This window comes from Lysinibacillus sp. KCTC 33748, from assembly GCF_002237755.1.
Classification (GTDB): Bacteria; Bacillota; Bacilli; order Bacillales_A; family Planococcaceae; genus Lysinibacillus.
Genome location: NZ_MWSJ01000020.1, coordinates 51657 through 75798, shown reverse-complemented (window position 1 = coordinate 75798; position 24142 = coordinate 51657). Strand labels below are relative to the sequence as shown.

Genomic DNA, 24142 nt, shown 5'->3' with positions numbered 1-24142 from the left:
AAACTACAAATCCTTCTTTCACTCATTATGTTCCATTATTGAAACTTGAATAACAGCTTTATATTTTAAAACTGAAAATATGTAGACAGTCAGACGTCAGACAAATCACTTCACTATACATTGTTTTCACTAGCAATTCAATAGTTAAAAGAAAAAAACTCCGCTAAAAGTGTATACGCTTACAAGATTATCGTATAAAAAAAGACCATCATAAATGACGGTCTCCGTTTACTACAAGTTTTTGTAAGCTGTATTCAAATTATACTGATTTAAATGAACTTATAAGGATAAATTGCCCCCCATAAATCCTTTTACATAAAAATGTGTTTCGTTTTATTTTATAAAATTCAATGCTTGTCGGGTAGATTCAATAAGTAATACATCCCCTTTATGCTCTCTTAACTTTAATGCTCCTTCAAAGCATTTTTCTGCCTCTGCAATTTTTCCTAATTCTAATAAACACTTTCCTCTATGTTGCATGGCAAAGTCCACATATAACAAATTATTGTCTGCCTCACATTTATCTAAAACACCGTTGAAGATTTCTAATGCTTCCATTGGATTACCGTTATATTTAATTGCCTCCCCCAGGCGTATTAATGACACGATTTCTCGATTGCTATCTTTCTGATCGCAGGCAATTCTAATGCATTCCGATAAAATAATAATGGCTTTTTGCGGTTCTCCATAAATTCTATATAAGTTCCCCAGTGTTCCCATTAGAAAGTATTTCTCATCTTCACTCTTTGTATTTGTAAGTAAATTTTCAGCAATGTCTATCATTTCTTTTAATTTAATCGGATTAGATGTTTTTTCACGAAGATACTCATTGTTATCAAAATAAATTATTTCACTTATTGTCAAAAGACAGTTTTTAAACTCTGAAAAGTTCATTTTTGAATACCTCCTATTGTTATTTCTGGTCTTTATCGAGAACCGCACTTAAAACGAGGATGTAACTCCATGTTAATCTTGAAAAAAGCTATCTTCTTTTTGTATAATTCTCCTCCATTTTGCGCATATATGGTAGTAACAAGGGAGGTTATTACATTGAAAAAGTTATTTTATTTATTTTTACTAGCCACACTTTTATTATCAGCTTGCGGGAAAAATACTGCTCCAAAGGAAGTTGCTGTCGATAAAAATACTTCAGTTGAAGATATAGTGGGAGCTATCGTTAAAAATAAATTCACTGTGGAAGAAAAGAATGGTACCGTATCAATCTCTATTCAGGATACTGATGTGAAAAAAGGTATGAAAAATCAAATGTTAAAGGATTCCACTAAAATATTTGCAGAGCTGTCTAAGCTACCTAGTGTTAAAACTCCATCTATTAGTTGGTCTGCTCCGTTAACAGAACCAAATGGGGACAAATCTATGAATGAACTATTAAATATTTACTTTAGTGAGGAAGATTTTAAAAAGGTTAATTGGGCAAATTATACCCAGCTAGATATTGAATCTACTGCTACTCATTATCATCAAGAGGCTTCTTTAGGACATTAGAGCATTTCAATGACAAGATACCCCCTCGTGTATACACGAAGGGATATCTTTTTAATTGCTTAAAACAAATGTTTTTGTAATAATTTTCCTATAGAATACCTTTTCTCCCCTTCCCTATTAAAGGTCGCACTTTAATACCACACAGGGTATAAAAGATAGAACCTCCCGCTATGCTTTCGGTACTTAAAACATTCTGCTGAAAAGAATTTAAATCCCCTCTGTGTTCATTAATACTAGACGCCAGCCATCGGGATCTTCAATTGTGACGCCTTTTTCAGCCCAATATGTATTTTCTGGCTCCACCTCAGGATAGCCCATTTGCAATAAGCGTTCGGCAATACGCTGTATAGTTGAACGCTTTGGAATATATAGTACGAGCAAATTATCCTTTGTTGGTGCTGGGCAAGGACTTCCTTCAATATGCTCTATAAATTCTAAATGATAGCTGGCATTCGGAAGACCAATCATGATACCAGTGTAGCCTCGATGCCCTGAAAAAGAGCCTATTTTTTCTAACCCCACGCCTTCGCAATAAAATTCTTCAATTTCCTTTATTTTATCAGTCGGTCTTGCTACACGTACCTGTGCCACCTGAAAATCATCTGACCATTGTTGTCTCATAGTTAATTCCCTCCTTTTCCATCATTGTATAACGGAAAAATAGAGCTAGAGAACAGCCAATAGTCTGAAAAATCAAAAGAAACGTTCATGCTCGTCCGAAATACCCGCGAAATCCATGTAAATACCCGTGAAGCGACATTTCTACTTTAAAAAATCACAAATTTTATCTGCAGCTGCTAACGGATTTTCTTTTTCTAAATAATACTCCTCAGCTGGCCAATATCTTCTTTGATACTTATTTAGCCGTTCTTGAAAATCTCCAATATAGGAATCCCTTTGTAATACTCTTTCCTTTCGAACTGTTCGAGGGATATCTAGAAATAAACGATAATCATAAAAGTTATTCCATTCATGCCTCAAAAGGAATACTCCCTCGATCACAAGAATACTATTCGTTTCTAATTTTATTCTTCTATCGTTAACGGTATCTGCTGATTGATTATAAAATGGGAGTCGGAATTGGAACTTGTTTTTATGTAAGGGTAACAACATATTATTTTTAATCAATTCAACATCCCACTGTAAATAATAGTATTCATACCATTCTGCGTGGCCAGTATTATAACGTTTACTGCTTTCTACGATATGATTATCTATATGGATTAATTCTACAGCACAAATCGATTGTAGCTCCTTCGCCAGTTTGTTAGCTACAGTGGACTTGCCTGCACCACCTAATCCATCAATCGCGACAATGAATGGTCTATCTTTAACAGAGCTCTTGCTAAATTGCTTTATAATATCGTACTTTAATTCATGTATATTCATTTGTTGCTACTCCTAATAAAAATAACCAGCTCTATCAAAAGAACTGGTTTCATTTAATTTATACTGTTAAAGCAACACTAAAAGAAGCAGCGGTCTTCTCTTTTACTTCCTCTACCGTGACACCCTCTGCTAATTCTATAAGCTGCATCCCTTCATCTGTAAAATCGAAAACAGCCAAATCTGTAATTAATCTATGCACAACGCCCTTTCCGGTTAAAGGTAGCTCGCATTGCTTTTTTATTTTTGACTCACCGTTTTTATTGACATGCTCCATCACGACGACTACTCTTTTCGCCCCGACTACAAGGTCCATGGCACCTCCCATACCTTTCACCATTTTCCCTGGAATCATCCAGTTCGCAAGGTCCCCCGTTTCAGATACTTCCATGCCACCTAAAATAGCCAGATCGATATGGCCTCCACGAATCATGGCAAATGATTCGGCACTGTCGAAGAAGGAGGCACCTGGAACTGCAGTGACCGTTTCTTTACCTGCATTAATTAAATCAGGATCGACCACGTCTTCTGCCGGGTATGGACCAATGCCAAGAAGCCCGTTTTCTGATTGTAAAAGGACGTCATAGTCAGACGGGATTGCATTGGCCACTAGCGTTGGAATACCAATACCTAAATTGACGTTCATGCCATTTTGTATTTCTTTTACTGCTCTATTCACTATTCTTTGTCTTGTATCAGCCATTTACGCATCCCCCTTTTTTATCATCAAACGCTCAATACGCTTCTCATAATTACCACCTAGTAAAACCCGCTGCACGAACACACCAGGTGTATGAATATGATCTGGATCTAGCTCTCCAGCTTCAACAATTTCCTCTACTTCTGCAATCGTAATTTTCCCTGCCATTGCAGCTAGTGGATTGAAGTTACGTGATGTTTTTCTAAAAACTAAATTGCCTAGCTTGTCCGCCTTCCATGCTTTGACTAGTGCAAAGTCGGCGACAATACCTTTTTCTAAAATATATTCCTTGCCATCAAAAACCTTTACTTCTTTCCCCTCAGCGATGGGTGTTCCGACTCCAGTAGCTGTGTAAAAACCCGGAATCCCAGCTCCACCAGCTCGCATGCGCTCCGCTAACGTACCTTGTGGTGTCAATTCTACTTCAAGCTCCCCGCTTAAAAATTGCTGCTCAAAAATTTTATTTTCACCTACATAGGATGCGATCATTTTTTTGATTTGTTTATTTGCTAATAAAAGACCTAAACCCCAATCATCCACACCGCAGTTATTGCTTATGACCGTTAAGCCCTTTGTTCCCCTTTGAACTAGCGATGCAATAGATTTTTCAGGGATTCCACATAGCCCGAAACCCCCTACTGCTAACGTATCTCCATCTTTAATGTCGGCGACGGCCTCCTCAAACGAATTCCACACTTTCCCCTTCCCCATATCGAAACCCCCTAAAATTTCTCGTTTATTAAGAAAAATTCTACCTTACTACCGTTTTATAAGTAAAGGAATAAATTAGAATACTATTTATTCTAAAAGTGCATAAATCAATTTTCAGAACGTATTGTATGGAGTAGTTGCTTTAATGCAAAGGATTGATAAGTATTTTTCTTCGTAATAACGCCTAAACGCCATGGCATGTCAAAATTAAGTAACGGTATAATTTTGACATTCCTGTTCGTCTGCTTTGCGGCAATTGAATATGGTAAAAGAGTCACCCCTAGGTTCGAGGATACTAGCTCCACTATCAAATCCCATTGCGAGCTTTTATAGCCGACTACTGGTGTAAATCCTACGCTTTTACATGATTTAATAACATAATCATGTAATGTGAATTCCTCTGTAAAGATAATGAATGTTTCATTTTTTAAATCTTGTAATCGAATATGTTCTTGCTGAGCTAGTGGATGGGACTCATTGATAAAGACAAAAAATTGATCTTCCACAAATGATTGGACAGAAAATTTCCTTTCATCAGTAGGTATAACGACAATTCCCATATCAACATCGCCATTTTCTACTAACGTTCCGATCATTTTAGCTCCCCGTTCCACAAGCTCTAAATGCACCTTAGGATATTGCTTATGAAACTTTCGAGCAATTTCAGGGAAAAATAGTGTGCCAATTAGTGGCGGAATTCCTAATTTAATCGTACCTGTTTTGATGTTCGATAAATCATCCAATAATATATGTAAATCGTGTACAGAACGTATTATTTTTTGTCCTTGTTTATAAACAATACTACCAGCGTCTGTTAATTCTATATTACGTGTAGATCGGTTTAACAACTCTACATGAAGAGCATTCTCCAACTTTTTAATGCTTTTGCTTAATGAAGGCTGTGACATAAAGCATTCATTAGCTGCCTTTGAAAAACTCCCATGTTCAACAACGGTCATAAAAGCTTTTAAATCCCGCAACTCCATATAGATACCCCTCCATTTATTCTAATTTGTTATAAAAAATATTCCAAAACTCTCTATTTAGTAATAGATTCTCCTCATTTTCTACTTATCCTTCTTCTTAAAAACACGTGGACCAAACATAATAGCCATAAGGCTTAGTTATGATTTTAATCACAGTTATATTCCGCAACAGTAATCATCCGTTTATTTCTACATTACGTTCATTTTATTGTGCTTGATTACCGATTTATCTTTCTTTATTCATTTCCCTATGTACAATTAGCCATAAGGGATGGCAGAAAAGGAAAGGGGATTTCAAACATGAAAACGTTAACAAGAATTTCAAATGCTATCATGGAAAAATATTTACCTGATCCATACATTTTTGTCACTATACTCACAGTATTAACGTTATTATTAGGGGTTGCATTAACAGATACTTCTCCACTCGATATGGTGACATATTGGGGAGGTAGTTTTTGGAGTTTACTAGAATTTACAATGCAAATGGTGATTGTCTTAGCTGCAGGCCATATTTTAGCGAATAGTCCCGTTTTTAAAAAAGGATTAGCAGCCATTGCAAGTAAAATAAAAACACCCGGTATGGCCATTATTATTGTTACATTTGTATCGCTAATCGCTTGCTGGATTAACTGGGGTTTCGGACTTGTCATTGGTGCCCTATTTGCAAAGGAAATTGCTCGGCATGTTAAAAAAGTTGATTATCGTTTATTAATTGCTAGTGCCTATTCAGGCTTTGTTATTTGGCACGGTGGATTAGCTGGCTCAATTCCGTTATCCATAGCTACTGAAGGTCATAAGTTTGCGGATATTATGGGGATCATCCCAACAAACATTACATTATTTTCAACGTATAACTTATTTATAGTTATTGTGATCGTTTTCACTTTACCTTTCTTTAATCGTTGGATGATGCCAAAAGAAGAAGACTCGGTTGAGGTTGACCCTACTTTATTAGTAGAGGAAAAAACAGCGTTGCCTAAACCTGAAAATAACTTTGCTAGCCGCTCTGAAAGAAGTTATATTTTAACGATTTTAATTGCTATTATTGGACTCGTATTTTTAGTACATCATTTTATGACGAAAGGCTTTGTTCTTGATTTAAATGTGATCAATACGATTTTTATTGTGTTAGGGATCATTTTCCACGGGACACCACAGCGTTTCCTTGCTGCTGCACAAGATGCTATTAAAACAACAACAGGCATCGTTTTTCAATTTCCGTTTTATGCAGGGATTATGGGTATGATGACCGCTTCTGGTTTAGCTGCTGTATTCTCAGAATGGTTCGTCAATATTTCTAATGAACATACCTTCTATTTGTTTACATTTTACTCTGCAGGACTTGTTAACTTCTTTATACCATCAGGCGGTGGGCAATGGGCGGTACAAGCTCCTATTATGCTAGACGCTGCAACCACTTTAGGTGCCGACTATGCTAAAACTGCCATGGCAATCGCGTGGGGTGACGCTTGGACGAATATGATTCAGCCGTTCTGGGCACTACCAGCCCTTGCAATTGCTGGCTTAAAGGCTAGAGATATAATGGGCTTCTGTTTATTCATTTTAATCTTCACCGGCATTATTATTAGCATTGGCTTCTTGTTCTTCTAGCTGGATATAAAGTACTTCACGGGATATTTATCCGTGAAGTTTTTATTTTTAGAAAGTGATCCCTACTACTAAAATAAATTTTCCCCAAAAATTTAGCCGCAAAAAAAGCCCTTAATGGGCTTTTTCTAATGCCAATTTAATGCCAAAACCAATTAACACTGCACCTGTCAATCCTTCGATTACAGCTTTCGTCCTTGGCTTTTTCATAAATGCGCTAATTTTATCCAATAAGTAAACATAAAACACAAACCAAAATCCTGTTAACGCCGTATAAATAAGTCCCATCATAAGAAACGGTATAAATGTACCGCTCTTGCCATCTACAAACTGAGGTAAAAATGTGAGAAAAAATACAGCCACCTTCGGGTTTGTTACGTTCGTTAAAAAGCCTTGCTTAAAGCATGATTGCTGCGAATATTTATGATCAATTTGGGCCTCATCTTGCACAACAGGAGGCTGCGTACGTATTGTTCGTAATGCCCATAAAGTTTTAATACCTAAGTAACATAAATAGACCGCTCCGACGTATTTTAAAATGGCAAATACATATGCTGACTTTACAATAATCGCGGAAAGTCCAATAACTGCTGCAAATGTATGAATCAATAATCCACAGCACGAACCAAGTAAAGTCTGTAAGCCCCCTTTTCTACTTACGGTAAGTGTATTTTTTGTTGCAATCGCCGTATCCGGACCAGGCAAAATAATTAATAAAATACACATTAATAAAAAGACAGATATGTTCACCACTTTAATACCCTCCCTTTTAATCAGAAAATTATAAAAATAATTTTAACATATGTACAACTACACCAAAAGACGTGATGTGAAAATTTATCCAAAGTACTTATAATTGACATGCAACCATAAGGTGTTATATATTCACAACACCTTATGGTTACATTTTTTTATAAAGGAGTTCATTTTAAATGACTGAAAAACTAGAGAACATTGTTAAAACAGTTACACTCAATGCACCGATTGAAAAAGTGTGGGAAACAGTAACAGACGCTGAAAAGATTGCTTCTTGGCTTATGCCAAACAATTTTAAGCCCGTTGAAGGGCATGAATTTACAATACAATCACCGTTTGGCCCTTCACCATGTCGAGTAGAACAAGTAGATGCTCCACATTTTGTTCGTTTTGCATGGGATACAGATGGATGGTTTGTCACTTTTGAACTGAAAGAAATTGGTGAGCAAACAGAGTTTACATTAACTCATGGTGGCTGGAAAGAAGCTTCACATATCATTCCTAAAGCTAACATGCCTGCTGAAGCTATTCGTACAACTATGGATGGCGGCTGGACAATGCTTATCGGCAAAAAATTAAAAGAAGTTGTAGAATCACAATGACACCGCTTGCTGTAAAGCATGATGTTTTTCAAGCAATCGCTGATCCAACAAGACGTCATGTCCTACAGCTACTTGCCTCAAGTGATAAACCGATCTCACTTATTTCTGAAAATTTTTCTATTAGCCGAACTGCTGTCGTGAAGCATTTAAAAATTTTAGAACAAGCTGAGCTAGTCTCTGCCCAAAAAAAGGGACGAGAAAAAATATACACATTACATGCCGAAAAACTAAAAGAGATTGAAGACTGGCTACAGTACTTTGATTTGTTTTGGGATAATAAGTTGGCGCAACTACAAAGTATTTTTGAAGAAGATTAAATGACAAGGAGCTGTCCCTTCTAATAGGACAGCTCCTTGTTTAATAAAGATAAAATATTCCACCACTAATAATTTCTATTTTAATTTTTGTATCGTATTGTTCCTCTAATGCCTTCTTTTCAACATCATAACATTCGGGTTTGTCATCTTCCTCTTCATAAAAATAATCGAGTACCCGCTGATCACGTTGCCATCGTTTTTTGGCTTCAGTAGCCCATGAATGATCATCTTGTTCAATTATTTTTTCAATAGTAGCATTTAATCTTTCAAGTGCTCTAAGGGGCTTTATAATAAATTGAACATGAAAAGCATTATCTGCTGGAACAGCGTCAAAATCGGATGTACATATCGTTTCTTGAAAATCCTCTTTTATGACCCCAGTTAGCAAGTTTATACCCAATGAATAAAGCATTTCTTTCGTTTGGTCGCAGCAATATGACACTTTAAAATTAACACCTAACCATGGCGTAAGGATAACTTGCCCTATTGCGGTATCCACCTTCTCAAAAAGCTGAACATAAGCTCCTAGCTCCCTTGTTGCTTGAAAAAGCTGGTTCATTCTCGGAGAACCGAAATGAATAGCTTCGCCATAAAGGCTCCCAGCTGATGCCGTTTGATCTGTAATGAAAGTTACTTGGGCTGGATTTGCCTCAGTATTTGTTGCTTCTACGTATTGCCAATAAAAAGGGCGATTCATTATTCTTTTATCAATATCAACTGTTAATTGTACCGTGAGATAATGCTGATCTTCCCTTAAAATAGGGCAATCATTTTCATTAAAAAATTCTCGTAAATAACTATGAACTTGCTGTGGATACATAGTCCTTCTCCCTTACACTATACAGATTCTTTAAAGTTAGATAGAATCGCATCTAAGTCGCCGACTACCTTTTCGAAAACATCAATTTTCGTATGAAGTAATGCTAATATATTCTCTTCAATTGTATTGGCTATAGCGAGATTATAAATATGAACATCATGCTCTTGACCTAAACGATGCACACGACCAATCCGTTGCTCTAGCTTCATAGGGTTCCAGGGCAAATCATAGTTAATGACATGATGACAAAATTGAAGGTTAATCCCCTCACCGCCTGCCTCTGTTGCGATTAGAACCTGCGCCCTTTCCTTAAAAAGATGCTTCATATAATCACGTTTGCTTTTATTATATTTACCGTTGAACAGGACACTCGTAATACCGTTAGAATGTAAATACCATTGTAAATAAATTTGAGTAGCTCTATACTCTGTAAAAATAATCACTTTATCCTTGGCCTGTTGGACTATTTCAAGAGTCTTTTTCGCCTTTGAATTCACTTCTAATGCCATTAATTTTGCTAGTATATCTTCAATTTCTTGTGATTGTGCATTGTCTTCAAGCATTTTAGATAACGTCAAGGCTGTTGCCTCTTTACTACTACACATTTCCTTCTGCAATGTAATCATTGAAAAAGAGCCTGTATTTTGAAGCGTTCCGAGCAGATTATAAACTTCCTCTTCTTCCTTCGTAAATCGAATAGGGACAATTTGAACACGGCGATTTGTCCACTCAATGCCCGTGTCCTCCCTCCTATTCCTCACCATCACCTGATTCACTAATTCCTTTAAATAATCATTATGCTCTAAATCATGCTTGCTTGCCGAAAATGCAGATTGAAATGTATCATAATTGCCAAGATGACCAGGCTTAAGTAAAGAAATAAGATAAAATAATTCAAAAACATCGTTTTGAATCGGTGTTGCCGTTAATAATAAACAAAACTTTTTCTTTAAGCCTTGTACAAATTCATAAATTTGGGTTTTATGATTTTTTAGTTTATGTGCCTCATCGATAATAATCATGTCGTAATTCTGCTCATAAATGCGCTCTTTGTGAGGACTCTTCTTCGCTGTATCCATACTCATAATAAGGACATCATAGCGCTCAATCGACACATTTTTTTTATAAGCTATTGCTGGAATGTGGAATTTAATATTTAATTCTTCAATCCACTGATTAATAAGAGATGCTGGAGCTAATATTAACGCTCTTTTAACGAGTCCTCGAATCAGATATTCTTTTAAAATTAAACCTGCTTCAATTGTTTTACCAAGACCTACCTCATCAGCTAGAATCGCCTTTCCATTCATACGTTCAATGACTGTTTCTGCCGCTTCCAACTGGTGTGTAAGTGGCTTTAAATTCGGTAAATACTTTGTCGCCTGTAAACCTGTGAAATCAGTAATTAACTTCATTTTCACAATGTCATAATTCATCTTGTACAATGTCCAGCTATCCCACTTTTCAAGATGATTTAGTTTATTGATAAAGCCTTCTTCCCATTCGGACGACCTTTCTATTTTCATGATCATCACCTCATGCTATTATTTCTAGTTTAGGTTGTCCAAAAAAGAGAAAGCTATGTTAAGCTTTGCGAAAGAAAATATAAATATTTAATGAAGTTTTTTGCATTAGGTACTTATTTATTTAAAAAAATGAAGGACGCTCTTTTGCAAATCGAGAGATTGATTTCCGTTCCGGCTGATGCTTTCCTGGGGGCGTCCGATGAGCCGCTTCTCCAAGAGCATGTATCCTCTAGCATGTCACTCTAATTTATAGTAATAAAATCATACATCAGCATCATGATTTATTTCCTTCATACAGAAATCCCGCTCATTTTAAACGCCACAACATTTGCAAAGTTTTTACTTTATTATTTCCATCAGGTGCTGCTTAATTCATTTGCGAATGGTTAGATGATTTACTTGACTCTTTTAATAACCTGCAATATTGTTTTTTTAAATCCAATCCCTTTCAAGCAAATTAATTATAAAACCTTAATTTCGTACAATTTAAAAGGATTATGGTATTAAGATAGTCTTTTTATCCTTTTCTTTTTTTCATACAATTAAAGAAGCATTACTTTCCAGAAATTACGTTTTTGCAAAAAACGAGATTATTACAAAGCTTACATATACTGAGGAGGTTACTATGAATATTATTGAAGCATTATCAGCGTCATTACCTTACATTCATTTAGCTATGAAAGGCGAGTCCATGATTGGATTAGTAGATAAAGAGAGTGAGAGTATTATTGCTTATTTACCTGGGAAACGGATAGATTCTGGTTATAAAATTGGACAAAAAATTCTCCCAGGTGATGCAATTTTACATCTCCCACTTAAAGGCAAAAGTACTGATGAACCTGTACCAAAAGAATTTTATGGAGTGGAATTTAATGCATTTTCTTTTCCTGTTCGCGAAAATGGGCAAATCGTAGGCGCGCTAGCCTTTGGAATACCTATTGACGATTCTCTACAAATGGAGAAATATATTGTTACTATGAATGACATTATCCAAAACCTGCAGGATAAATTACATACAATTGCCTCTCATTCGGAGGAGCTAGCCGCAACTAGTGAGGAAATTAATAAACAGACCCAATTCGCTTTAGAGGACGCAGAAAAAACAAATGGTATTACCGATTTAATAAAAAATATTTCTCGTCAAACAAATCTCCTCGGATTAAATGCATCGATTGAGGCGGCACGAGCAGGCCAACATGGTGCTGGATTTAATATAGTAGCACAAGAAGTTCGCAAGCTTTCTACCGAAACATCTACTGCTACCGATAACATCGAATCCTCTCTTCGAAGCATCAATCATAATCTTGAGAGTTTAAAGCAAAATATGACTCAAATAAATGGCGCCACAAACGAACAGGCACAACTTGTTCAGGACTTTAGTGAAATTATTGACGAGCTTAGTACGCTTAGTACCGAAATGAAGGGTTTTATGTCTAAAGCTTTAAAATAAAGACTTATATCAATAGAAAAATCCGCCTCGCTTTCTGTGGTCAAATCAATAGCCACAAAAGTCTGCGTGGATTTTTTACTTTTTATGTAAGGAAAATTCATCAATTGTTAAATAGTTATTTCAAAATAACAAATTATAGACTAAAATTTTCTAAAATATACTATATGATTACTTTTTGATACACTATTGGAAAAAACAAAATGAGGTCAAAATGAAAAGGAAAGTATTTATATTACATGAGATTTATGGAGTCAACAATTTTATAAAAATGCAAGCTGAGTCATATAGTAACGCCAACACTATTGTTGAGTGCATTACTTTATATTCAGACAATAGAATATTCCCATATGAACAAGAACAGCAGGCTTATGATTATTTCATAAATGAAATTGGCTTTGATGCTCCCCTCGAACAACTAACCGAAAAAGTATTGGAGGCTAGCTCACATTATGACGAAGTGCTGTTAATCGGATTTAGCGTGGGTGCAACATTAGCTTGGAGATTATCAACATTGCCATTACAAGGAATCGTTTGCGTTTATGGTTCACGCATTCGACAATACCTGGATGTGATCCCCTCTTGTCCGACACTCGTCATTTTACCCAGTGATGAGAAAAGTTTTAATGTCCATGTATTAAAAGAAACACTCGATACATTACCACTTGTTCATACGAGTCAATATCTAGGTCAGCATGGTTTTATGGACTGCAATAATTCAAACTATTGTTATAAAAGTTATCTACAGGCACAAAACGAAATCTCGCAATTTTTCGAAATTAAATGAAGTAAGGGTGGACTTAGTAATGAATCAAAATGAAAGCATGATTATTGATCCTTATATAGAAGGAGGAAATGTAATTTATCCAAACTTCCACCTATCTATGCAGCCTGGCATTATTATTGGCATCTATACGGATGTGTCAAAAATACATACTTTAATCCAGTGGTTTGCGAAGCAAAGCAATACGTATACACATTTTCGTGAAAATGCCCTGTATGAGCGACTGACGGTTCGAGAATACATCAACTTTTGCTTAAAGCTTTTCAATGCTTCTTCTGAAAAGATGGAGGATGTATTAGCATTGTTCGCTTTACCGGAGCAAAAAAGCATGAAAATTAGCAAGCTTTCAAATAGCGAAAAGCAACGCTTAAAATTACTGAATACATATCTTAATCAGGCACCGATACAAGTTTTAGAAGAACCTCTCCAAAATCTGGATGAATTTTCCAAACAAAAAGCCATTCAGTTATTGGGTGTCCTTCAAAAGCAAAATAAAACAGTCATTTTACTATCTAACAATTTCGAGAATTTAATCGTTTCGAGTACAGAAATACATAGACTAGATGCAATGGGCTTACATGCATTAGATGTGAAAGAAGATGAGACAGAACTAGCTTCTCCCTCTCTTGAAAGTGCACCGATTCGACTTGATAAAATCCCTACAAAGAAGAACGATAAGATCATTTTATTTAATCCCCCTGAAATCGATTATATCGAAAGCGTTGAGGGTGTTGTTTCACTGTATGTTACAGGTGAAGCCTATCCATGTACATTGTCGCTAAATGAGCTTGAACAAAAATTGACACCGTTCGGCTTCTTTAGAAGTCATCGCTCTTATATCGTTAACTTACAAAAGGTACGGGAAATCATTACGTGGACTCGCAATAGCTACAGCTTAGCCCTGAATAGCACTGAAAAGACCGTAGTACCTTTGTCGAAAAATAAGCTTGCAGATTTAAAGGAAATACTCGGAATTTAGTAGATTTCCCAGGAAATAAACGACTCCTGTCAGCTGAAATATTTCTCCGCTAATGGTCATTTCACCGCCTTTCACCTGTAATTTAATGTTGTTATCTTCATTGTCCCTTATAGTTGAGACATCAACAACAACACAGGGAGGTTTTCAAATGAACGCAGTGATTGATGTTCAGCATTTAAAAAAAACATTTAATAAGGAAACAGCATTACAGGATGTTTCCTTTACCATTCAAAAAGGAGAAATATTCGGCTTTCTTGGACCTAGTGGTTCTGGAAAAACGACTACAATAAAAATATTAACAGCACAAACTGAAAAAACTGATGGCGACGTTTTATTGTTTGGCCGCCCAGCAAATGAGATGAAACAAAGTAACAATCGTAAACGCTTTGGTATTTTAACAGATAATAGCGGACTATATACACGACTTTCAATCGAGGAGAATTTATTACTATTCAGTAATTTATATCAATTACCTAAATCAGCCGTCAAAGAGGCTTTGGATTTTGTTAACCTATACGGTGATCGTAAAAAGAAAATTAGTCAGCTTTCTAAAGGAATGATGCAACGTGTTACGCTAGCACGTGCCATCATGCATAAACCAGAACTACTATTTTTAGATGAACCAACTTCTGCACTCGATCCCGTTAATACACAGCATATTTATAACGGCTTGCGTAAACTAAACGAGATGGGTACTACAATATTTTTAACAACACACGATATGAGTGAAGCAGAAATACTTTGTGATCGTGTCGCCTTCTTACATAAAGGTAAAATTAGAGCAATTGGTTCGCCAAAAGATTTGAAAAAAGAGTTTGGTGATGAGTCTATTACAGTTGAACTAAAAAATGGCGCTAGCGAAGTCATTCAAAATGGAAATCAGGATGCAGAAAAACTGTTTCATTGGATGCAATCGAACGAAGTTTCTCGCATTTATACAAACGAGCCGACACTAGGTAATATTTTTATGCAAATAACAGGGAGTGATTTAGTATGAACCTTTCAATGACACGTATTCAAGCTATTTTAATGAAGGATTATAAGGAATTTTCACGTAACTATGCGGTATCCATTATGGTATTTATGCCACTTTTTTTTGCATTTTTATATAGTAAAACGGGCTCAGCTACTATCGCAACCTATTTCCTTTCAATTAATATTGCATTTTCTATGGTGACTTCCTATGTACAATGCTGTCTAATTGCTGAAGAGAAAGAAAAAAATACGCTTCGCAGTTTAATGCTTTCCCCTGCTTCACTTGGCGATATTTTAATTGGTAAAAGCTTGTTTGTCTTTATCATTACGGTAGTAATCGTAGCATTGACTATTTTCATCGTTGGCTATAACCCGGCTAATCTTTTCATCTTAGCTATCGCTTTAATAGTTTCGACTGTGTTCTATATTGCAATGGGAACATTATGTGGATTATTCGCCAAAACGATTATGGAAGGATCTCTTATTGTACTACCTGTTATCCTAATTTTCTCATTTGGTCCTCTTGTACTAGCTCTATCTTCTGCTAGTCCGATATTCAAGATTGCTGAATGGTTACCAAGTTCCCAATTGGTAGTATTAGGAGAAGCTCTAGAAGGCACATACACAACAATGGACGTCATTATTCCAATAGCTACTATCATCGCATGGTCAATAGTAACTTGGATTGTAGTAGGATATATTTATAAAAAAAGAATGGTCGACTAATGACCATTCTTTTTAAGTATAATAATTTCTTTATCCCTATTTCTCGGTAGCGTCAATTAGCAACTGCTGCAAATGCTTTTTCACTCGTGGCCATTCTTGTAGAGTAATACTGTACATCACAGTATTACGTGTTGTACCATCCTTACGCACCATATGATTACGTAAGACCCCCTCCTTTATTGCTCCTAGACGCTCAATTGCCCTTTGTGAACGCACATTTTCATGATCAGTTTTAATTTGCACACGCTGTATATTTAATACCTCAAAGCAGTATTGTAGTAATAAATATTTGCAATTCGTATTAATAGCTGTACGCCAAAAAGCAGGTGAAATCCATGTAGTTCCTATTTCAAGCCGTTTATGCGTTTCATCAATATCCATAAATCGAGTCGAACCGATGATGTGTCCAGATTTTTTATCCACAATTACGAATGGGAACTCGTTTTTTTCTCGTTTTGTTAGTAATGCCTTATCCACAAAGTTATTCACATCGTCTATTTTTTCTATAGTTGTGGACATATGTGACCAGATCTCTGGATAACTTGCAGCCTCTAATAACCCTTGCATATCATCATGTTCTAAAGGCTTAAGCAATACAACCTCATTTTCTAATGCTATAAAATTCATTTTCTTCACTCCTTTTCAATATTTAACGATAATTTTGATATGATAGATAGAACCAATTTTCAAAAAACACACCATACCAGGAGGTGCAACATTTTGGATTTATCGATTTCATTTACTGGAGATTCACCGAAGTACGTGCAAATTTACGAAGAAATAAAACAAGCAATTTTAAGCAAAAAACTGATGGCCGATGAGCAATTGCCTTCTAAACGGACTCTTGCAATAACGCTTGACGTTAGTGTCCATACAATTAAAGAAGCTTATGAGCAATTACTAGCTGAAGGCTATATCTATAGTAAGGAACGCTCTGGCTATTTTATAGCGCCCTTTGAATTTGAATGGGAACAGCAGCAAAAACATCACATATCCACAGCTAAAGCATCTACTACATATACTATAAAATTTGATTTTAATAACGGACATGTGGATAAGGAGGCTTTTCCATTCTCCAGCTGGCATAAGCTGTTGAAAAAGCACTTCAATGTGGATAATTTAACGACAAGTCCTTGGCAAGGAGAAGCTATATTGCGGACGGAAATCGCTCGTTATGTTGAACGATCAAGAGGGGTTACTTGTGAGGCATCACAGGTGTTTATTTATAGTGGTACACAAAATCAGCTTCAAGCTCTATGTCACTTTTTTGGCCCAAAAGCACAAGTTGGCTTAGAGGATCCTGGCTTTAAAAGAGTGCATGCAACATTACAACAATGTGGACTAACAACTCATGCAATTCCTGTTGATAACTCAGGGGTTACTATACCGAAAAAATCAATCCACATGTTATACACAACACCCGCACACCAGTTTCCACTAGGCATGGTTATGCCTGTTGAACGGCGTGCGGCACTTCTGCAATGGGCTACTACTGAAAAAGCATATATTATTGAAGATGACTATGATTCAGAATTTCGTTATAAGGGGCTCCCTATCCCCTCTTTAGCAAAAATGGATCAGCTTCAACGCGTAATTTATTTCGGAACCTTTTCCAAAACGCTTATCCCATCGCTGCGCATAAGTTACATGATTTTGCCTAAATCGTTAGTCGAAGCTTTTACTCATTTTAATCAAGAACAAAAATCCGTTGTCTCCAAAATAGATCAGCTTGTGTTAGCCGATTTTATTGCTCAAGGTTTATTCGATAAGCATTTAGCCAAAATGCGCACTATTTATCGTAAAAAGCAACAGACATTACTAGCAGCTATTAACGCCCATTTTTCGAATGAATTCGAAGTAATTGGTGAAAAATCAGGACTACACATCGTTATGAAGTTACCAAAAAGACTTTCTGAACAGGAGGCGATTAAACTTGCGCAGGAGGAAGGTATCCAAGTCTACCCATGTTCAACCTCCTATCAGCACAACTCTGAACATGCTATGGTCATTATAGGCTACGGTGGGCTTTCCCTTGAGCAAATCCAAGAAAGTATCGCGTTACTTGCAACAGTTTGGCAATCATTCGAAACCTTTTAAAATTCTTCTCGTATTTATACTAAATGCACATGTAAGGGGAATAGACAAAATGGAGAATCTCGAGCAATTAGAAAAGCATTTGCAAGAAATTCAAGCGTGGGAGAAAGATCAAAAGGACTTGTGGTTTTGGGAGAAATTAGGTCGCATTCCGTTTAAACTCTTAGATAAGATGACACCTGCCTTTCTTCAAAAGAAGATAGCATTACTAGTTGATGAATTAGGGAGCTATATTCAATCAGGTGGGCAATACTTAATTAATGAACAGGCTATGCTGCAGAACATACGTAACAATTCTTCTTTTCATGATATTTGTGCTATATCTGATATAGGACAAATTCCTTTGGAGGATATGATTGCTCTAAGTGACAAGCTTCAAAATGAACGCGTAAAATTAGCAACAGTACAAGGTGCTTCTACCGGCTTTGGTGGTATCTTTACACTAGCTATAGACATTCCTTTTATTTTAGGAATGGCTTTAAAAACATTGCAAGAGATTGCAATCATTCACGGCTATAACCCAAACGATAAAATGGAACGAATTTTCATCGTTAAATGTCTCCAATTCTCCTCAGCTGATATTGTCGGCAAAGAAGCTATATTGAAAGAGCTTTCTTCTATGCATACGACGAATCATGCAGCGGAGGATATGATTTCACAACTGCAAGGCTGGCAGGAAGTATTTTTTACGTATCGCGATCAATTCGGCTGGAAAAAGCTGTTTCAAATGATTCCGGTAGCTGGGATGATTTTCGGTGCCTATGCAAATAAAGGAATGATTCAAGATGTTGCTGAAGCAGGAATTATGCTCTATCGCAAACGACGTATATATGAAAAAATCAATGAACTAGACAAGCAATAACACTAACTATGCCCATATAAAAAGATGACTCTACAATATCAGAGTCATCTTTTTTATATCTACATTTGGATTTAATTACTTTATATTTTAATTATTATTTTCCCTTGATGCTGGCGACTTTCCATCAAATCATGGGCTTTCTGCATGTCCTCTAATTTAAAGATCTTCGCAACAGGTACTTGGAAGCTCTCTTCCCTCAGCAATGCAAACATCTCCTCGGTAACTTGTTGTAGCATTTCTGGCTTGGAAGCTCGAGTCGTTCCTAGGCTAAAACCTTTCACATTGCGGCAGCTATTATGTAAATCAGATGTTTTTATATTACCTGCTTTACCACCACTATTTCCAAATTGCACGAGCGTACCATACGGAGCTAAACAGTGAAAGCTCTCTTCTGTAATATTTCCAGCGATGGAGTCAAAAATGATGTTTACACCTTGACCATCCGTATATTCATTGACTTGCGCACTAAAATTATCGTATGTCAGTACATGATGGGCACCTAGCTCATAGGCAATTGTCGCTTTTTTCATATCACTGACTGTGCCAATAATATTTTTAGCACCTAGCTTTTTCGCCATTTGAATAAGCATTGTCCCTGCACCACCAGATGCAGCATGAATTAGTACGCTATCGTTTGTACGAATTGGAGCGATTTGATGTGTTAAGAGATAGGATAAAAACAAAACCGTTGGCACAGCAGCTGCCTTCTCCAAAGAGACATCATTTGGAACTTTGAAGATAAGCTGTTCTTTCGCTACTACATACTCTGCATATGCTCCATCTTTTGGGAATGCAATAACGACATCCCCAACTTTAAATGCACTATTTTCACCAAAAACCTCTTCAACTACACCAGCTACATCTAAACCGAGTATCATTGGGAAATTTGCTTTTGCTTTATTGCCTGTTCTATTTTTAATATCGGCAAAATTCACACTCGTATATGTCGTACGTATTAATACTTCCCCTGCTGAAATAGACGGCTTTGGACATTCTACGTACTTTAAAACATCAGAAGTACCAAACTCATTAATAATCACAGCCTTCATAAATTTCTCCCCCCTTGTTATAGTTAGATTATAAAATAAAAAAAGAAATAAATGGGGGTATTTCCATGAAAATCAAACCAAGAAAAGAACAATACAACGATATTCCATACCATCACTTTGATAACAAAAGTGACAGGGTGTGCTTTATGTTCTCTGGCACTGGCTATACGTATGAAAAACCACTTCTTTATTATTCAACTGAGCTGATGCTAGAACTTGGCTATGATGTAGTACAAGTATGCTATACGTTTGATTCGCAACAATTTGAACAGGAGCCAGAAGCTATTTCAGCAATGGTTTATAATGCCGCAAACCCTATTGTGGAATATATTTTAAGTACAAAATCTTATACCGAAGCTGTATACATAGGAAAATCACTCGGGACATTACCGATCACAGATTTTTATATGCAGCGAATGTCATCTGTTCCTTCTCGTTATGTGCTTTTGACACCCCTACTGACTCTTGATCATGTGATGAAAAATTTGCTTGGGAAGCAGGCATTTCTAGCAATCGGTACTGCTGATCCTCATTATTCTAAGGAAAGATTAGGACTACTTTCTTCATTTGAGCTCACTATTGTAGAAAATGCTGACCATTCTCTTGAAATAAAAAATCATACAGTAGAGTCAGTGATTCTTTGCCAATCACTTTTAACGAAGCTTACAGCCTATCTTCAATAAGAATATCGGAACCTTTTCGTGAAATATCGGAATTATTTCTGAATTTATCGGAATGTTTTAGAAGTTTATCGGAACAATTCAGGTATTTATCGGAATATATTAAAATTCGTAGAAACACCTTACCGAATTATGGATAACGAGTAAATAAGTCTGTTCTTCCCAGAGAGCTCGGGTTGCTGAAATCGGGTAAGAGCGAATTATTGAAACAAGCCTAGGTGTAGCGCATTGGATTTCTATTTGAATGATGGTGCGACGGGAACTCCCGTTACAGAGAAACAGTTAAGCATACGTATTTATGCCGTACTGAAAAGGCTCTTAGGTGACATAATAGTGAACTAGGGTGGCACAACGTGAGTATAAATTTCACAATCTCGTCCCTAAGACCAATCGTCTTGGGGTGGGATTTTTTTGTTTTAGTTACTTGTCATAACTACAAGGAGGAATTTATATGGGCGTAAATAAATTAATAGAAACGTGGCGTTATCCGGCTATATTATTGTCTAGTATTGGTGTTTCCAGCGTCGGAAGCTGGATAGCTTTAAATCTAATTGTTTTACCTTACAGGATCCGCTATCGCTGTGTCTGGCTTATATATCGTTAGGGCTTTATCCACACTTTTCGGCAGTTTCTGGTCAGGCAGTTTGATAGATCGTTTAAATAAAAAATACCTCATGATTGTTCTCAACCTTTTCGAATCTTTACTAATTGTCACACTACCTTTTCCGTCGCTTCGGCTGTTTCTTCCGTCCCCCGACTCTTCCATCAAAATTTATCGCTGAAACACCCGGTGTTCACTTCATCTTAAGTCATATGTAGACACAAAAAGGGCATGAACTCAATATTACTATTGATTCATGCCCTTGAAATATTAATACGCTAAGCCGAATAGCGCTTTAATGTGTGTAAGATAGCGAATGTTAGACGCTTCTTTCATAAGTGTTGCAGGAAGACCTTTAAGTTGTGTGTTGCTAGCACCGATTGTCGCAACAGCGTCTTTACGGCCTAAGCTTGCAAGTGTACCAGAGTTAATTGCAGAGAAAGACTTCATCTCTTGGTTTTTGTATTGTGCAAATAAGTTGTATCCAGCGCACTCACCCATTTGCCATGCAACTTGTGCAGTTGGTGCATATAGTGGACGTCCGCCATCACCTGGTAATGCTACAGATGCATCACCGATTACGAATACATCATCATGAGATGTAGATTGTAAGAATTCGTTAATCGTAGCTTTACCGCGGTCTGCTTCAAGACCAGACTCGCCTACGATTGGAAGTGGAGCTACCCCGCCTGTCCAAATAAGCGTATTGGCAACGATTGGTTCGCGATCTTTAAGAGAGATGACGTTACCATCAACACCCGTTACAGGAGTGCTAGTAATGAATTCAACGCCACGTTTTGCTAAACTTTCAGTAGCGCGTTGGATAAGTACATCCGGAAGTACTGGTAAGATTTTCGGACCAGCTTCAACAAGTTTAATTTTAAGGTCAGCAAAGTTAACACCGTGTTTTGCTGCGATCTTCGGGAAGTTGTCCACGATTTCACCAACAAGCTCTACACCTGTTAAACCGCCACCACCGATAACGATTGTTGCATCTGCTTCGTCTTTTGTTTGTGCATATGCTTTAATACGGTCTTCGATATGTTTGTTAATTTTGTTTGCTTCGTTCACTGATTTAAGTACCATTGAGTTTTCTTCTAATCCTGGGATACCGAAGAATCCAGTTTGGCTACCTAAAGATACTACTAAAGTATCGTAATTTAAAGTATACCCAGTATCTAGGTCAACTTTTTTACTGTCTACGTTGAATTTTGTAACTTTAGCGATTTGTAAATCGATATCTAAACCTTTAAAGATTTTTTTAAGTGGTAAAGCAACAGCACCTTCAGCAATAGTACCACCAGCTAAACGGTGAAGTTCAGTGATGATTTGGTGTGTTGGGAATTGGTTTACTACAGTAATTTTAGCTTCATCAGCTGATAGATACTTACGTGCTGTTAATGCAGTTAAAACGCCAGCGTAACCAGCACCTAAGATGACGATTTCTTTTGACATGATTAATTAATCCTCCGTCCGTACGTTTTGAATATATCTCGAGTCGAGTCTTATTTAGCTTTACGTTCAGCGCTTACTTGTAAGAAAGCATTAACAAAACGGAAAACACCTTGAACTTGTGGGTCTTTTAACATTTTCATAAGACCGAATAAACCAATTACTTCTTGGCTTTCAGACGCACGGTCTTTCGCTTCAATTGCAGTAGCTGCAAGATTTTTAGCTGAGCCTACTACTGGGCCTGCCATTTCTGTTACCGCACCAACAGTATCATTTTTCAATACTTCGTCAGTTGCAACAGCTTGAGCAAACTCATATGACTTTGTTAATAGCGTCATCATTTCAGTTAACTTTGGTAATTGTTCAACTAAAGTTGTAAGTGATTCCTGAACCTCAGGCTTTAATAATTGATCTAGCACATCCAATTGTTCTTGACTCACAGTTAATTGTTCAGACTGTGTTTGGTTATTCGTTTCTGACATTTTGAACTCTCCTTTGCCATCACTATCACTATTTTAATTTTTATTGCTTCCATGTAAAAAAGACCATTAAGGCACTTCTTAACAGTCGTTACAGCGCTTATATCTTACAAATCACCAGTCTCAAGAACTGGATAGCAATTCGTATAATTTGTTATTACAATGTTAACTTTATTTTGCAAAAAGCGCATCATAATTCCATCCTATCTTGTCTTGGTGACGTTACAACCTCCATTATAAGGTTGTTTGTATATTATTTCAATGAGCTAAATCACAATTTCGACAATCTTTTCAAAATTCATTGATTTGTAACTATATATTTGTAATTAAGTTTGCTTTGTATCCCAAATACAACATTTTTAATCTCAAATTTATTAAAATACCTCTGATCTAAGTTTCCCCCTAAATCGATGGCGTAATACTGATTTTATTTTCAGCATTAATATTACATAAAATGAAAGAAATCATTTTTCAACAGATTTCCAGAAAAAGTCTATAATTTCTCTCGCGGCCATAGCTTCTGATTGAAATACCCTTTTCCCTTCCCCATCTTTAACGTATCCTACTGACATTAAAGCCATAAACGAATGAGCAAAAAAAGTAGCATTTCCCTTCCGGATCGTACCTAGTTCCATCTCTAACTGCATCGCCTGCTCTATCGTTTTATACATATTATTTTCTGATGCTTGCACTTCTTTTAACTGAGATTCCGATAAATTAATTGTCGCTTCTCTCATAAAATTTTTCATATCAATATCTACAGTGGCCGATAAATGAATTTCAACAAGCTTCTCCAACCGATTTTTAAATGATATTGACTCCTCTAAGATCTGTATAATAGACAGTTGGATTTGATCCATCATTACCAGCAACGCTGATGTATATAAATCCCCTTTAGTCGGGTAATAGTAATAGATAGTAGCCTTTGTAACGTTACAAGCTTTTGCTACATCAGCCATCGAAATATTTTTATAGCCTTCTTTGATAAAAAGCCTTATTGCCGTTTCAAGAACAATATCTTTTTTTGGTTTCGCATTCTCATCATGGCGAGGTCTTCCGAGAACACGCGGTGACTGCTTCAACAAGTTCGCCC

The 24142-nt window shown here is 36.5% G+C and carries 26 protein-coding genes and 1 pseudogene; 13 read left to right on the top strand and 14 right to left on the bottom strand.

Annotated elements, in window-relative coordinates; all coding sequences use genetic code 11:
* Positions 1-333: 333 nt before the first annotated feature.
* The gene (locus tag B1B04_RS19525; RefSeq protein WP_079563046.1) at positions 334-894 is read right to left on the bottom strand and encodes a tetratricopeptide repeat protein; all 561 of its coding nucleotides are present in this window, start codon (positions 892-894) and stop codon (positions 334-336) included.
* A gap of 156 nt (positions 895-1050) precedes the next feature.
* Here B1B04_RS19525 and B1B04_RS19520 point away from each other — a divergent pair, with 156 nt between their 5' ends.
* Positions 1051-1506: a hypothetical protein gene (locus tag B1B04_RS19520; protein WP_079563045.1), complete on the top strand. Its 456-nt coding sequence runs from the start codon at positions 1051-1053 to the stop codon at positions 1504-1506.
* 207 nt (positions 1507-1713) lie between these two features.
* Here the strand turns inward: B1B04_RS19520 and B1B04_RS19515 are convergent, their stop codons facing one another.
* The 5 genes from B1B04_RS19515 to B1B04_RS19495 all read right to left on the bottom strand — a co-directional run bounded on the left by B1B04_RS19515 (position 1714) and on the right by B1B04_RS19495 (position 5289).
* Complete coding sequence (locus B1B04_RS19515; RefSeq protein WP_079563044.1) at positions 1714-2127, bottom strand: VOC family protein; 414 nt, start codon at positions 2125-2127, stop codon at positions 1714-1716.
* Positions 2128-2268: 141 nt separating this feature from the next.
* Positions 2269-2895, bottom strand: a complete 627-nt coding sequence (locus tag B1B04_RS19510) for a nucleoside/nucleotide kinase family protein (RefSeq protein WP_079563043.1) — start codon at positions 2893-2895, stop codon at positions 2269-2271.
* A 58-nt stretch (positions 2896-2953) separates the two neighbouring features.
* A complete protein-coding gene (locus B1B04_RS19505) occupies positions 2954-3595 on the bottom strand; it encodes a 3-oxoacid CoA-transferase subunit B (protein WP_079563042.1) in 642 nt (213 codons plus the stop codon).
* A complete protein-coding gene (locus B1B04_RS19500; RefSeq protein WP_079563041.1) occupies positions 3596-4303 on the bottom strand; it encodes a CoA transferase subunit A in 708 nt (235 codons plus the stop codon).
* Between the two features lie 107 nt (positions 4304-4410).
* Positions 4411-5289, bottom strand: coding sequence for a LysR family transcriptional regulator (locus B1B04_RS19495; RefSeq protein WP_079563040.1), 879 nt, complete (start codon positions 5287-5289; stop codon positions 4411-4413).
* Positions 5290-5589: 300 nt separating this feature from the next.
* Between B1B04_RS19495 and B1B04_RS19490 the strand changes: the two genes are divergently transcribed.
* Positions 5590-6903 carry a short-chain fatty acid transporter gene (locus B1B04_RS19490; protein WP_079563039.1) on the top strand — a complete coding sequence of 438 codons (1314 nt, stop codon included), beginning with the start codon at positions 5590-5592 and terminating at the stop codon, positions 6901-6903.
* A 111-nt stretch (positions 6904-7014) separates the two neighbouring features.
* On the opposite strand, the gene B1B04_RS19485 is transcribed toward B1B04_RS19490, so the two are convergent.
* The gene (locus tag B1B04_RS19485) at positions 7015-7626 is read right to left on the bottom strand and encodes a LysE family translocator (RefSeq protein ID WP_170939027.1); all 612 of its coding nucleotides are present in this window, start codon (positions 7624-7626) and stop codon (positions 7015-7017) included.
* A gap of 206 nt (positions 7627-7832) precedes the next feature.
* Here B1B04_RS19485 and B1B04_RS19480 point away from each other — a divergent pair, with 206 nt between their 5' ends.
* Both B1B04_RS19480 and B1B04_RS19475 read left to right on the top strand, forming a co-directional pair.
* Positions 7833-8258 (top strand): SRPBCC family protein, encoded by a 426-nt coding sequence (locus B1B04_RS19480; RefSeq protein ID WP_079563037.1) that lies wholly within the window; start codon positions 7833-7835, stop codon positions 8256-8258.
* Positions 8255-8575, top strand: a complete 321-nt coding sequence (locus B1B04_RS19475) for an ArsR/SmtB family transcription factor (RefSeq protein ID WP_079563036.1) — start codon at positions 8255-8257, stop codon at positions 8573-8575. The genes B1B04_RS19480 and B1B04_RS19475 overlap by 4 nt, the downstream gene beginning before the upstream one ends.
* A gap of 40 nt (positions 8576-8615) precedes the next feature.
* On the opposite strand, the gene B1B04_RS19470 is transcribed toward B1B04_RS19475, so the two are convergent.
* Together B1B04_RS19470 and B1B04_RS19465 are read right to left on the bottom strand one after the other, a co-directional pair.
* Positions 8616-9395, bottom strand: a complete 780-nt coding sequence (locus tag B1B04_RS19470) for a YqhG family protein (RefSeq protein ID WP_079563035.1) — start codon at positions 9393-9395, stop codon at positions 8616-8618.
* Between the two features lie 17 nt (positions 9396-9412).
* Positions 9413-10927, bottom strand: coding sequence for a DEAD/DEAH box helicase (locus B1B04_RS19465; protein ID WP_079563034.1), 1515 nt, complete (start codon positions 10925-10927; stop codon positions 9413-9415).
* A gap of 619 nt (positions 10928-11546) precedes the next feature.
* On the opposite strand from B1B04_RS19465, the gene B1B04_RS19460 reads away from it, so the two are divergent.
* From B1B04_RS19460 to B1B04_RS19440, 5 genes are all read left to right on the top strand, one after another.
* A complete protein-coding gene (locus B1B04_RS19460) occupies positions 11547-12371 on the top strand; it encodes a methyl-accepting chemotaxis protein (RefSeq protein WP_079563033.1) in 825 nt (274 codons plus the stop codon).
* 211 nt (positions 12372-12582) lie between these two features.
* The gene (locus B1B04_RS19455) at positions 12583-13155 is read left to right on the top strand and encodes a dienelactone hydrolase family protein (protein ID WP_079563032.1); all 573 of its coding nucleotides are present in this window, start codon (positions 12583-12585) and stop codon (positions 13153-13155) included.
* Positions 13156-13174: 19 nt separating this feature from the next.
* Complete coding sequence (locus B1B04_RS19450) at positions 13175-14131, top strand: LytTR family transcriptional regulator DNA-binding domain-containing protein (protein WP_079563031.1); 957 nt, start codon at positions 13175-13177, stop codon at positions 14129-14131.
* Between the two features lie 148 nt (positions 14132-14279).
* Entirely contained in the window at positions 14280-15128 is an 849-nt protein-coding gene (locus tag B1B04_RS19445; RefSeq protein WP_079563030.1) for an ABC transporter ATP-binding protein, read from the top strand.
* A complete protein-coding gene (locus B1B04_RS19440; RefSeq protein ID WP_079563029.1) occupies positions 15125-15832 on the top strand; it encodes an ABC transporter permease in 708 nt (235 codons plus the stop codon). The genes B1B04_RS19445 and B1B04_RS19440 overlap by 4 nt, the downstream gene beginning before the upstream one ends.
* 36 nt (positions 15833-15868) lie before the next feature.
* Here the strand turns inward: B1B04_RS19440 and B1B04_RS19435 are convergent, their stop codons facing one another.
* Positions 15869-16459, bottom strand: coding sequence for a GNAT family N-acetyltransferase (locus tag B1B04_RS19435; RefSeq protein ID WP_079563028.1), 591 nt, complete (start codon positions 16457-16459; stop codon positions 15869-15871).
* Between the two features lie 93 nt (positions 16460-16552).
* Here B1B04_RS19435 and pdxR point away from each other — a divergent pair, with 93 nt between their 5' ends.
* Together pdxR and B1B04_RS19425 are read left to right on the top strand one after the other, a co-directional pair.
* On the top strand, positions 16553-17929 hold the full coding sequence (gene pdxR, locus B1B04_RS19430; protein WP_079563027.1) for a MocR-like pyridoxine biosynthesis transcription factor PdxR: 1377 nt from the start codon (positions 16553-16555) through the stop codon (positions 17927-17929).
* A gap of 49 nt (positions 17930-17978) precedes the next feature.
* Positions 17979-18788: an EcsC family protein gene (locus B1B04_RS19425; protein ID WP_079563026.1), complete on the top strand. Its 810-nt coding sequence runs from the start codon at positions 17979-17981 to the stop codon at positions 18786-18788.
* 80 nt (positions 18789-18868) lie between these two features.
* Here the strand turns inward: B1B04_RS19425 and B1B04_RS19420 are convergent, their stop codons facing one another.
* The gene (locus B1B04_RS19420) at positions 18869-19837 is read right to left on the bottom strand and encodes a quinone oxidoreductase family protein (RefSeq protein WP_079563025.1); all 969 of its coding nucleotides are present in this window, start codon (positions 19835-19837) and stop codon (positions 18869-18871) included.
* A gap of 65 nt (positions 19838-19902) precedes the next feature.
* On the opposite strand from B1B04_RS19420, the gene B1B04_RS19415 reads away from it, so the two are divergent.
* Both B1B04_RS19415 and B1B04_RS26260 read left to right on the top strand, forming a co-directional pair.
* Positions 19903-20520 (top strand): hypothetical protein, encoded by a 618-nt coding sequence (locus tag B1B04_RS19415; protein ID WP_079563024.1) that lies wholly within the window; start codon positions 19903-19905, stop codon positions 20518-20520.
* A gap of 448 nt (positions 20521-20968) precedes the next feature.
* Positions 20969-21242 (top strand): annotated as a pseudogene (locus B1B04_RS26260) (MFS transporter); the annotation flags it as partial.
* A 146-nt stretch (positions 21243-21388) separates the two neighbouring features.
* Here the strand turns inward: B1B04_RS26260 and B1B04_RS19405 are convergent.
* From B1B04_RS19405 to B1B04_RS19395, 3 genes are all read right to left on the bottom strand, one after another.
* Entirely contained in the window at positions 21389-22573 is a 1185-nt protein-coding gene (locus tag B1B04_RS19405) for an NAD(P)/FAD-dependent oxidoreductase (RefSeq protein ID WP_079563023.1), read from the bottom strand.
* 50 nt (positions 22574-22623) lie between these two features.
* Positions 22624-23052, bottom strand: a complete 429-nt coding sequence (locus B1B04_RS19400; protein ID WP_079563022.1) for a helical membrane plugin domain-containing protein — start codon at positions 23050-23052, stop codon at positions 22624-22626.
* 461 nt (positions 23053-23513) lie between these two features.
* Positions 23514-24131 carry a TetR/AcrR family transcriptional regulator gene (locus B1B04_RS19395; RefSeq protein ID WP_079563021.1) on the bottom strand — a complete coding sequence of 206 codons (618 nt, stop codon included), beginning with the start codon at positions 24129-24131 and terminating at the stop codon, positions 23514-23516.
* Positions 24132-24142 lie beyond the last annotated feature (11 nt).

What these genes read in the sequence shown, in the direction of transcription:
- B1B04_RS19525 (WP_079563046.1), bottom strand. Translation starts at nt 894, where the DNA reads ATGAACTTTTCAGAGTTTAAAAACTGTCTTTTGACAATAAGTGAAATA.
- B1B04_RS19515 (WP_079563044.1), bottom strand. Translation starts at nt 2,127, where the DNA reads ATGAGACAACAATGGTCAGATGATTTTCAGGTGGCACAGGTACGTGTA.
- B1B04_RS19510 (WP_079563043.1), bottom strand. Translation starts at nt 2,895, where the DNA reads ATGAATATACATGAATTAAAGTACGATATTATAAAGCAATTTAGCAAG.
- B1B04_RS19505 (WP_079563042.1), bottom strand. Translation starts at nt 3,595, where the DNA reads ATGGCTGATACAAGACAAAGAATAGTGAATAGAGCAGTAAAAGAAATA.
- B1B04_RS19500 (WP_079563041.1), bottom strand. Translation starts at nt 4,303, where the DNA reads ATGGGGAAGGGGAAAGTGTGGAATTCGTTTGAGGAGGCCGTCGCCGAC.
- B1B04_RS19495 (WP_079563040.1), bottom strand. Translation starts at nt 5,289, where the DNA reads ATGGAGTTGCGGGATTTAAAAGCTTTTATGACCGTTGTTGAACATGGG.
- B1B04_RS19490 (WP_079563039.1), top strand. Translation starts at nt 5,590, where the DNA reads ATGAAAACGTTAACAAGAATTTCAAATGCTATCATGGAAAAATATTTA.
- B1B04_RS19485 (WP_170939027.1), bottom strand. Translation starts at nt 7,626, where the DNA reads ATGTGTATTTTATTAATTATTTTGCCTGGTCCGGATACGGCGATTGCA.
- B1B04_RS19480 (WP_079563037.1), top strand. Translation starts at nt 7,833, where the DNA reads ATGACTGAAAAACTAGAGAACATTGTTAAAACAGTTACACTCAATGCA.
- B1B04_RS19475 (WP_079563036.1), top strand. Translation starts at nt 8,255, where the DNA reads ATGACACCGCTTGCTGTAAAGCATGATGTTTTTCAAGCAATCGCTGAT.
- B1B04_RS19470 (WP_079563035.1), bottom strand. Translation starts at nt 9,395, where the DNA reads ATGTATCCACAGCAAGTTCATAGTTATTTACGAGAATTTTTTAATGAA.
- B1B04_RS19465 (WP_079563034.1), bottom strand. Translation starts at nt 10,927, where the DNA reads ATGATCATGAAAATAGAAAGGTCGTCCGAATGGGAAGAAGGCTTTATC.
- B1B04_RS19460 (WP_079563033.1), top strand. Translation starts at nt 11,547, where the DNA reads ATGAATATTATTGAAGCATTATCAGCGTCATTACCTTACATTCATTTA.
- B1B04_RS19455 (WP_079563032.1), top strand. Translation starts at nt 12,583, where the DNA reads ATGAAAAGGAAAGTATTTATATTACATGAGATTTATGGAGTCAACAAT.
- B1B04_RS19450 (WP_079563031.1), top strand. Translation starts at nt 13,175, where the DNA reads ATGAATCAAAATGAAAGCATGATTATTGATCCTTATATAGAAGGAGGA.
- B1B04_RS19445 (WP_079563030.1), top strand. Translation starts at nt 14,280, where the DNA reads ATGAACGCAGTGATTGATGTTCAGCATTTAAAAAAAACATTTAATAAG.
- B1B04_RS19440 (WP_079563029.1), top strand. Translation starts at nt 15,125, where the DNA reads ATGAACCTTTCAATGACACGTATTCAAGCTATTTTAATGAAGGATTAT.
- B1B04_RS19435 (WP_079563028.1), bottom strand. Translation starts at nt 16,459, where the DNA reads ATGAATTTTATAGCATTAGAAAATGAGGTTGTATTGCTTAAGCCTTTA.
- B1B04_RS19425 (WP_079563026.1), top strand. Translation starts at nt 17,979, where the DNA reads ATGGAGAATCTCGAGCAATTAGAAAAGCATTTGCAAGAAATTCAAGCG.
- B1B04_RS19420 (WP_079563025.1), bottom strand. Translation starts at nt 19,837, where the DNA reads ATGAAGGCTGTGATTATTAATGAGTTTGGTACTTCTGATGTTTTAAAG.
- B1B04_RS19415 (WP_079563024.1), top strand. Translation starts at nt 19,903, where the DNA reads ATGAAAATCAAACCAAGAAAAGAACAATACAACGATATTCCATACCAT.
- B1B04_RS19405 (WP_079563023.1), bottom strand. Translation starts at nt 22,573, where the DNA reads ATGTCAAAAGAAATCGTCATCTTAGGTGCTGGTTACGCTGGCGTTTTA.
- B1B04_RS19400 (WP_079563022.1), bottom strand. Translation starts at nt 23,052, where the DNA reads ATGTCAGAAACGAATAACCAAACACAGTCTGAACAATTAACTGTGAGT.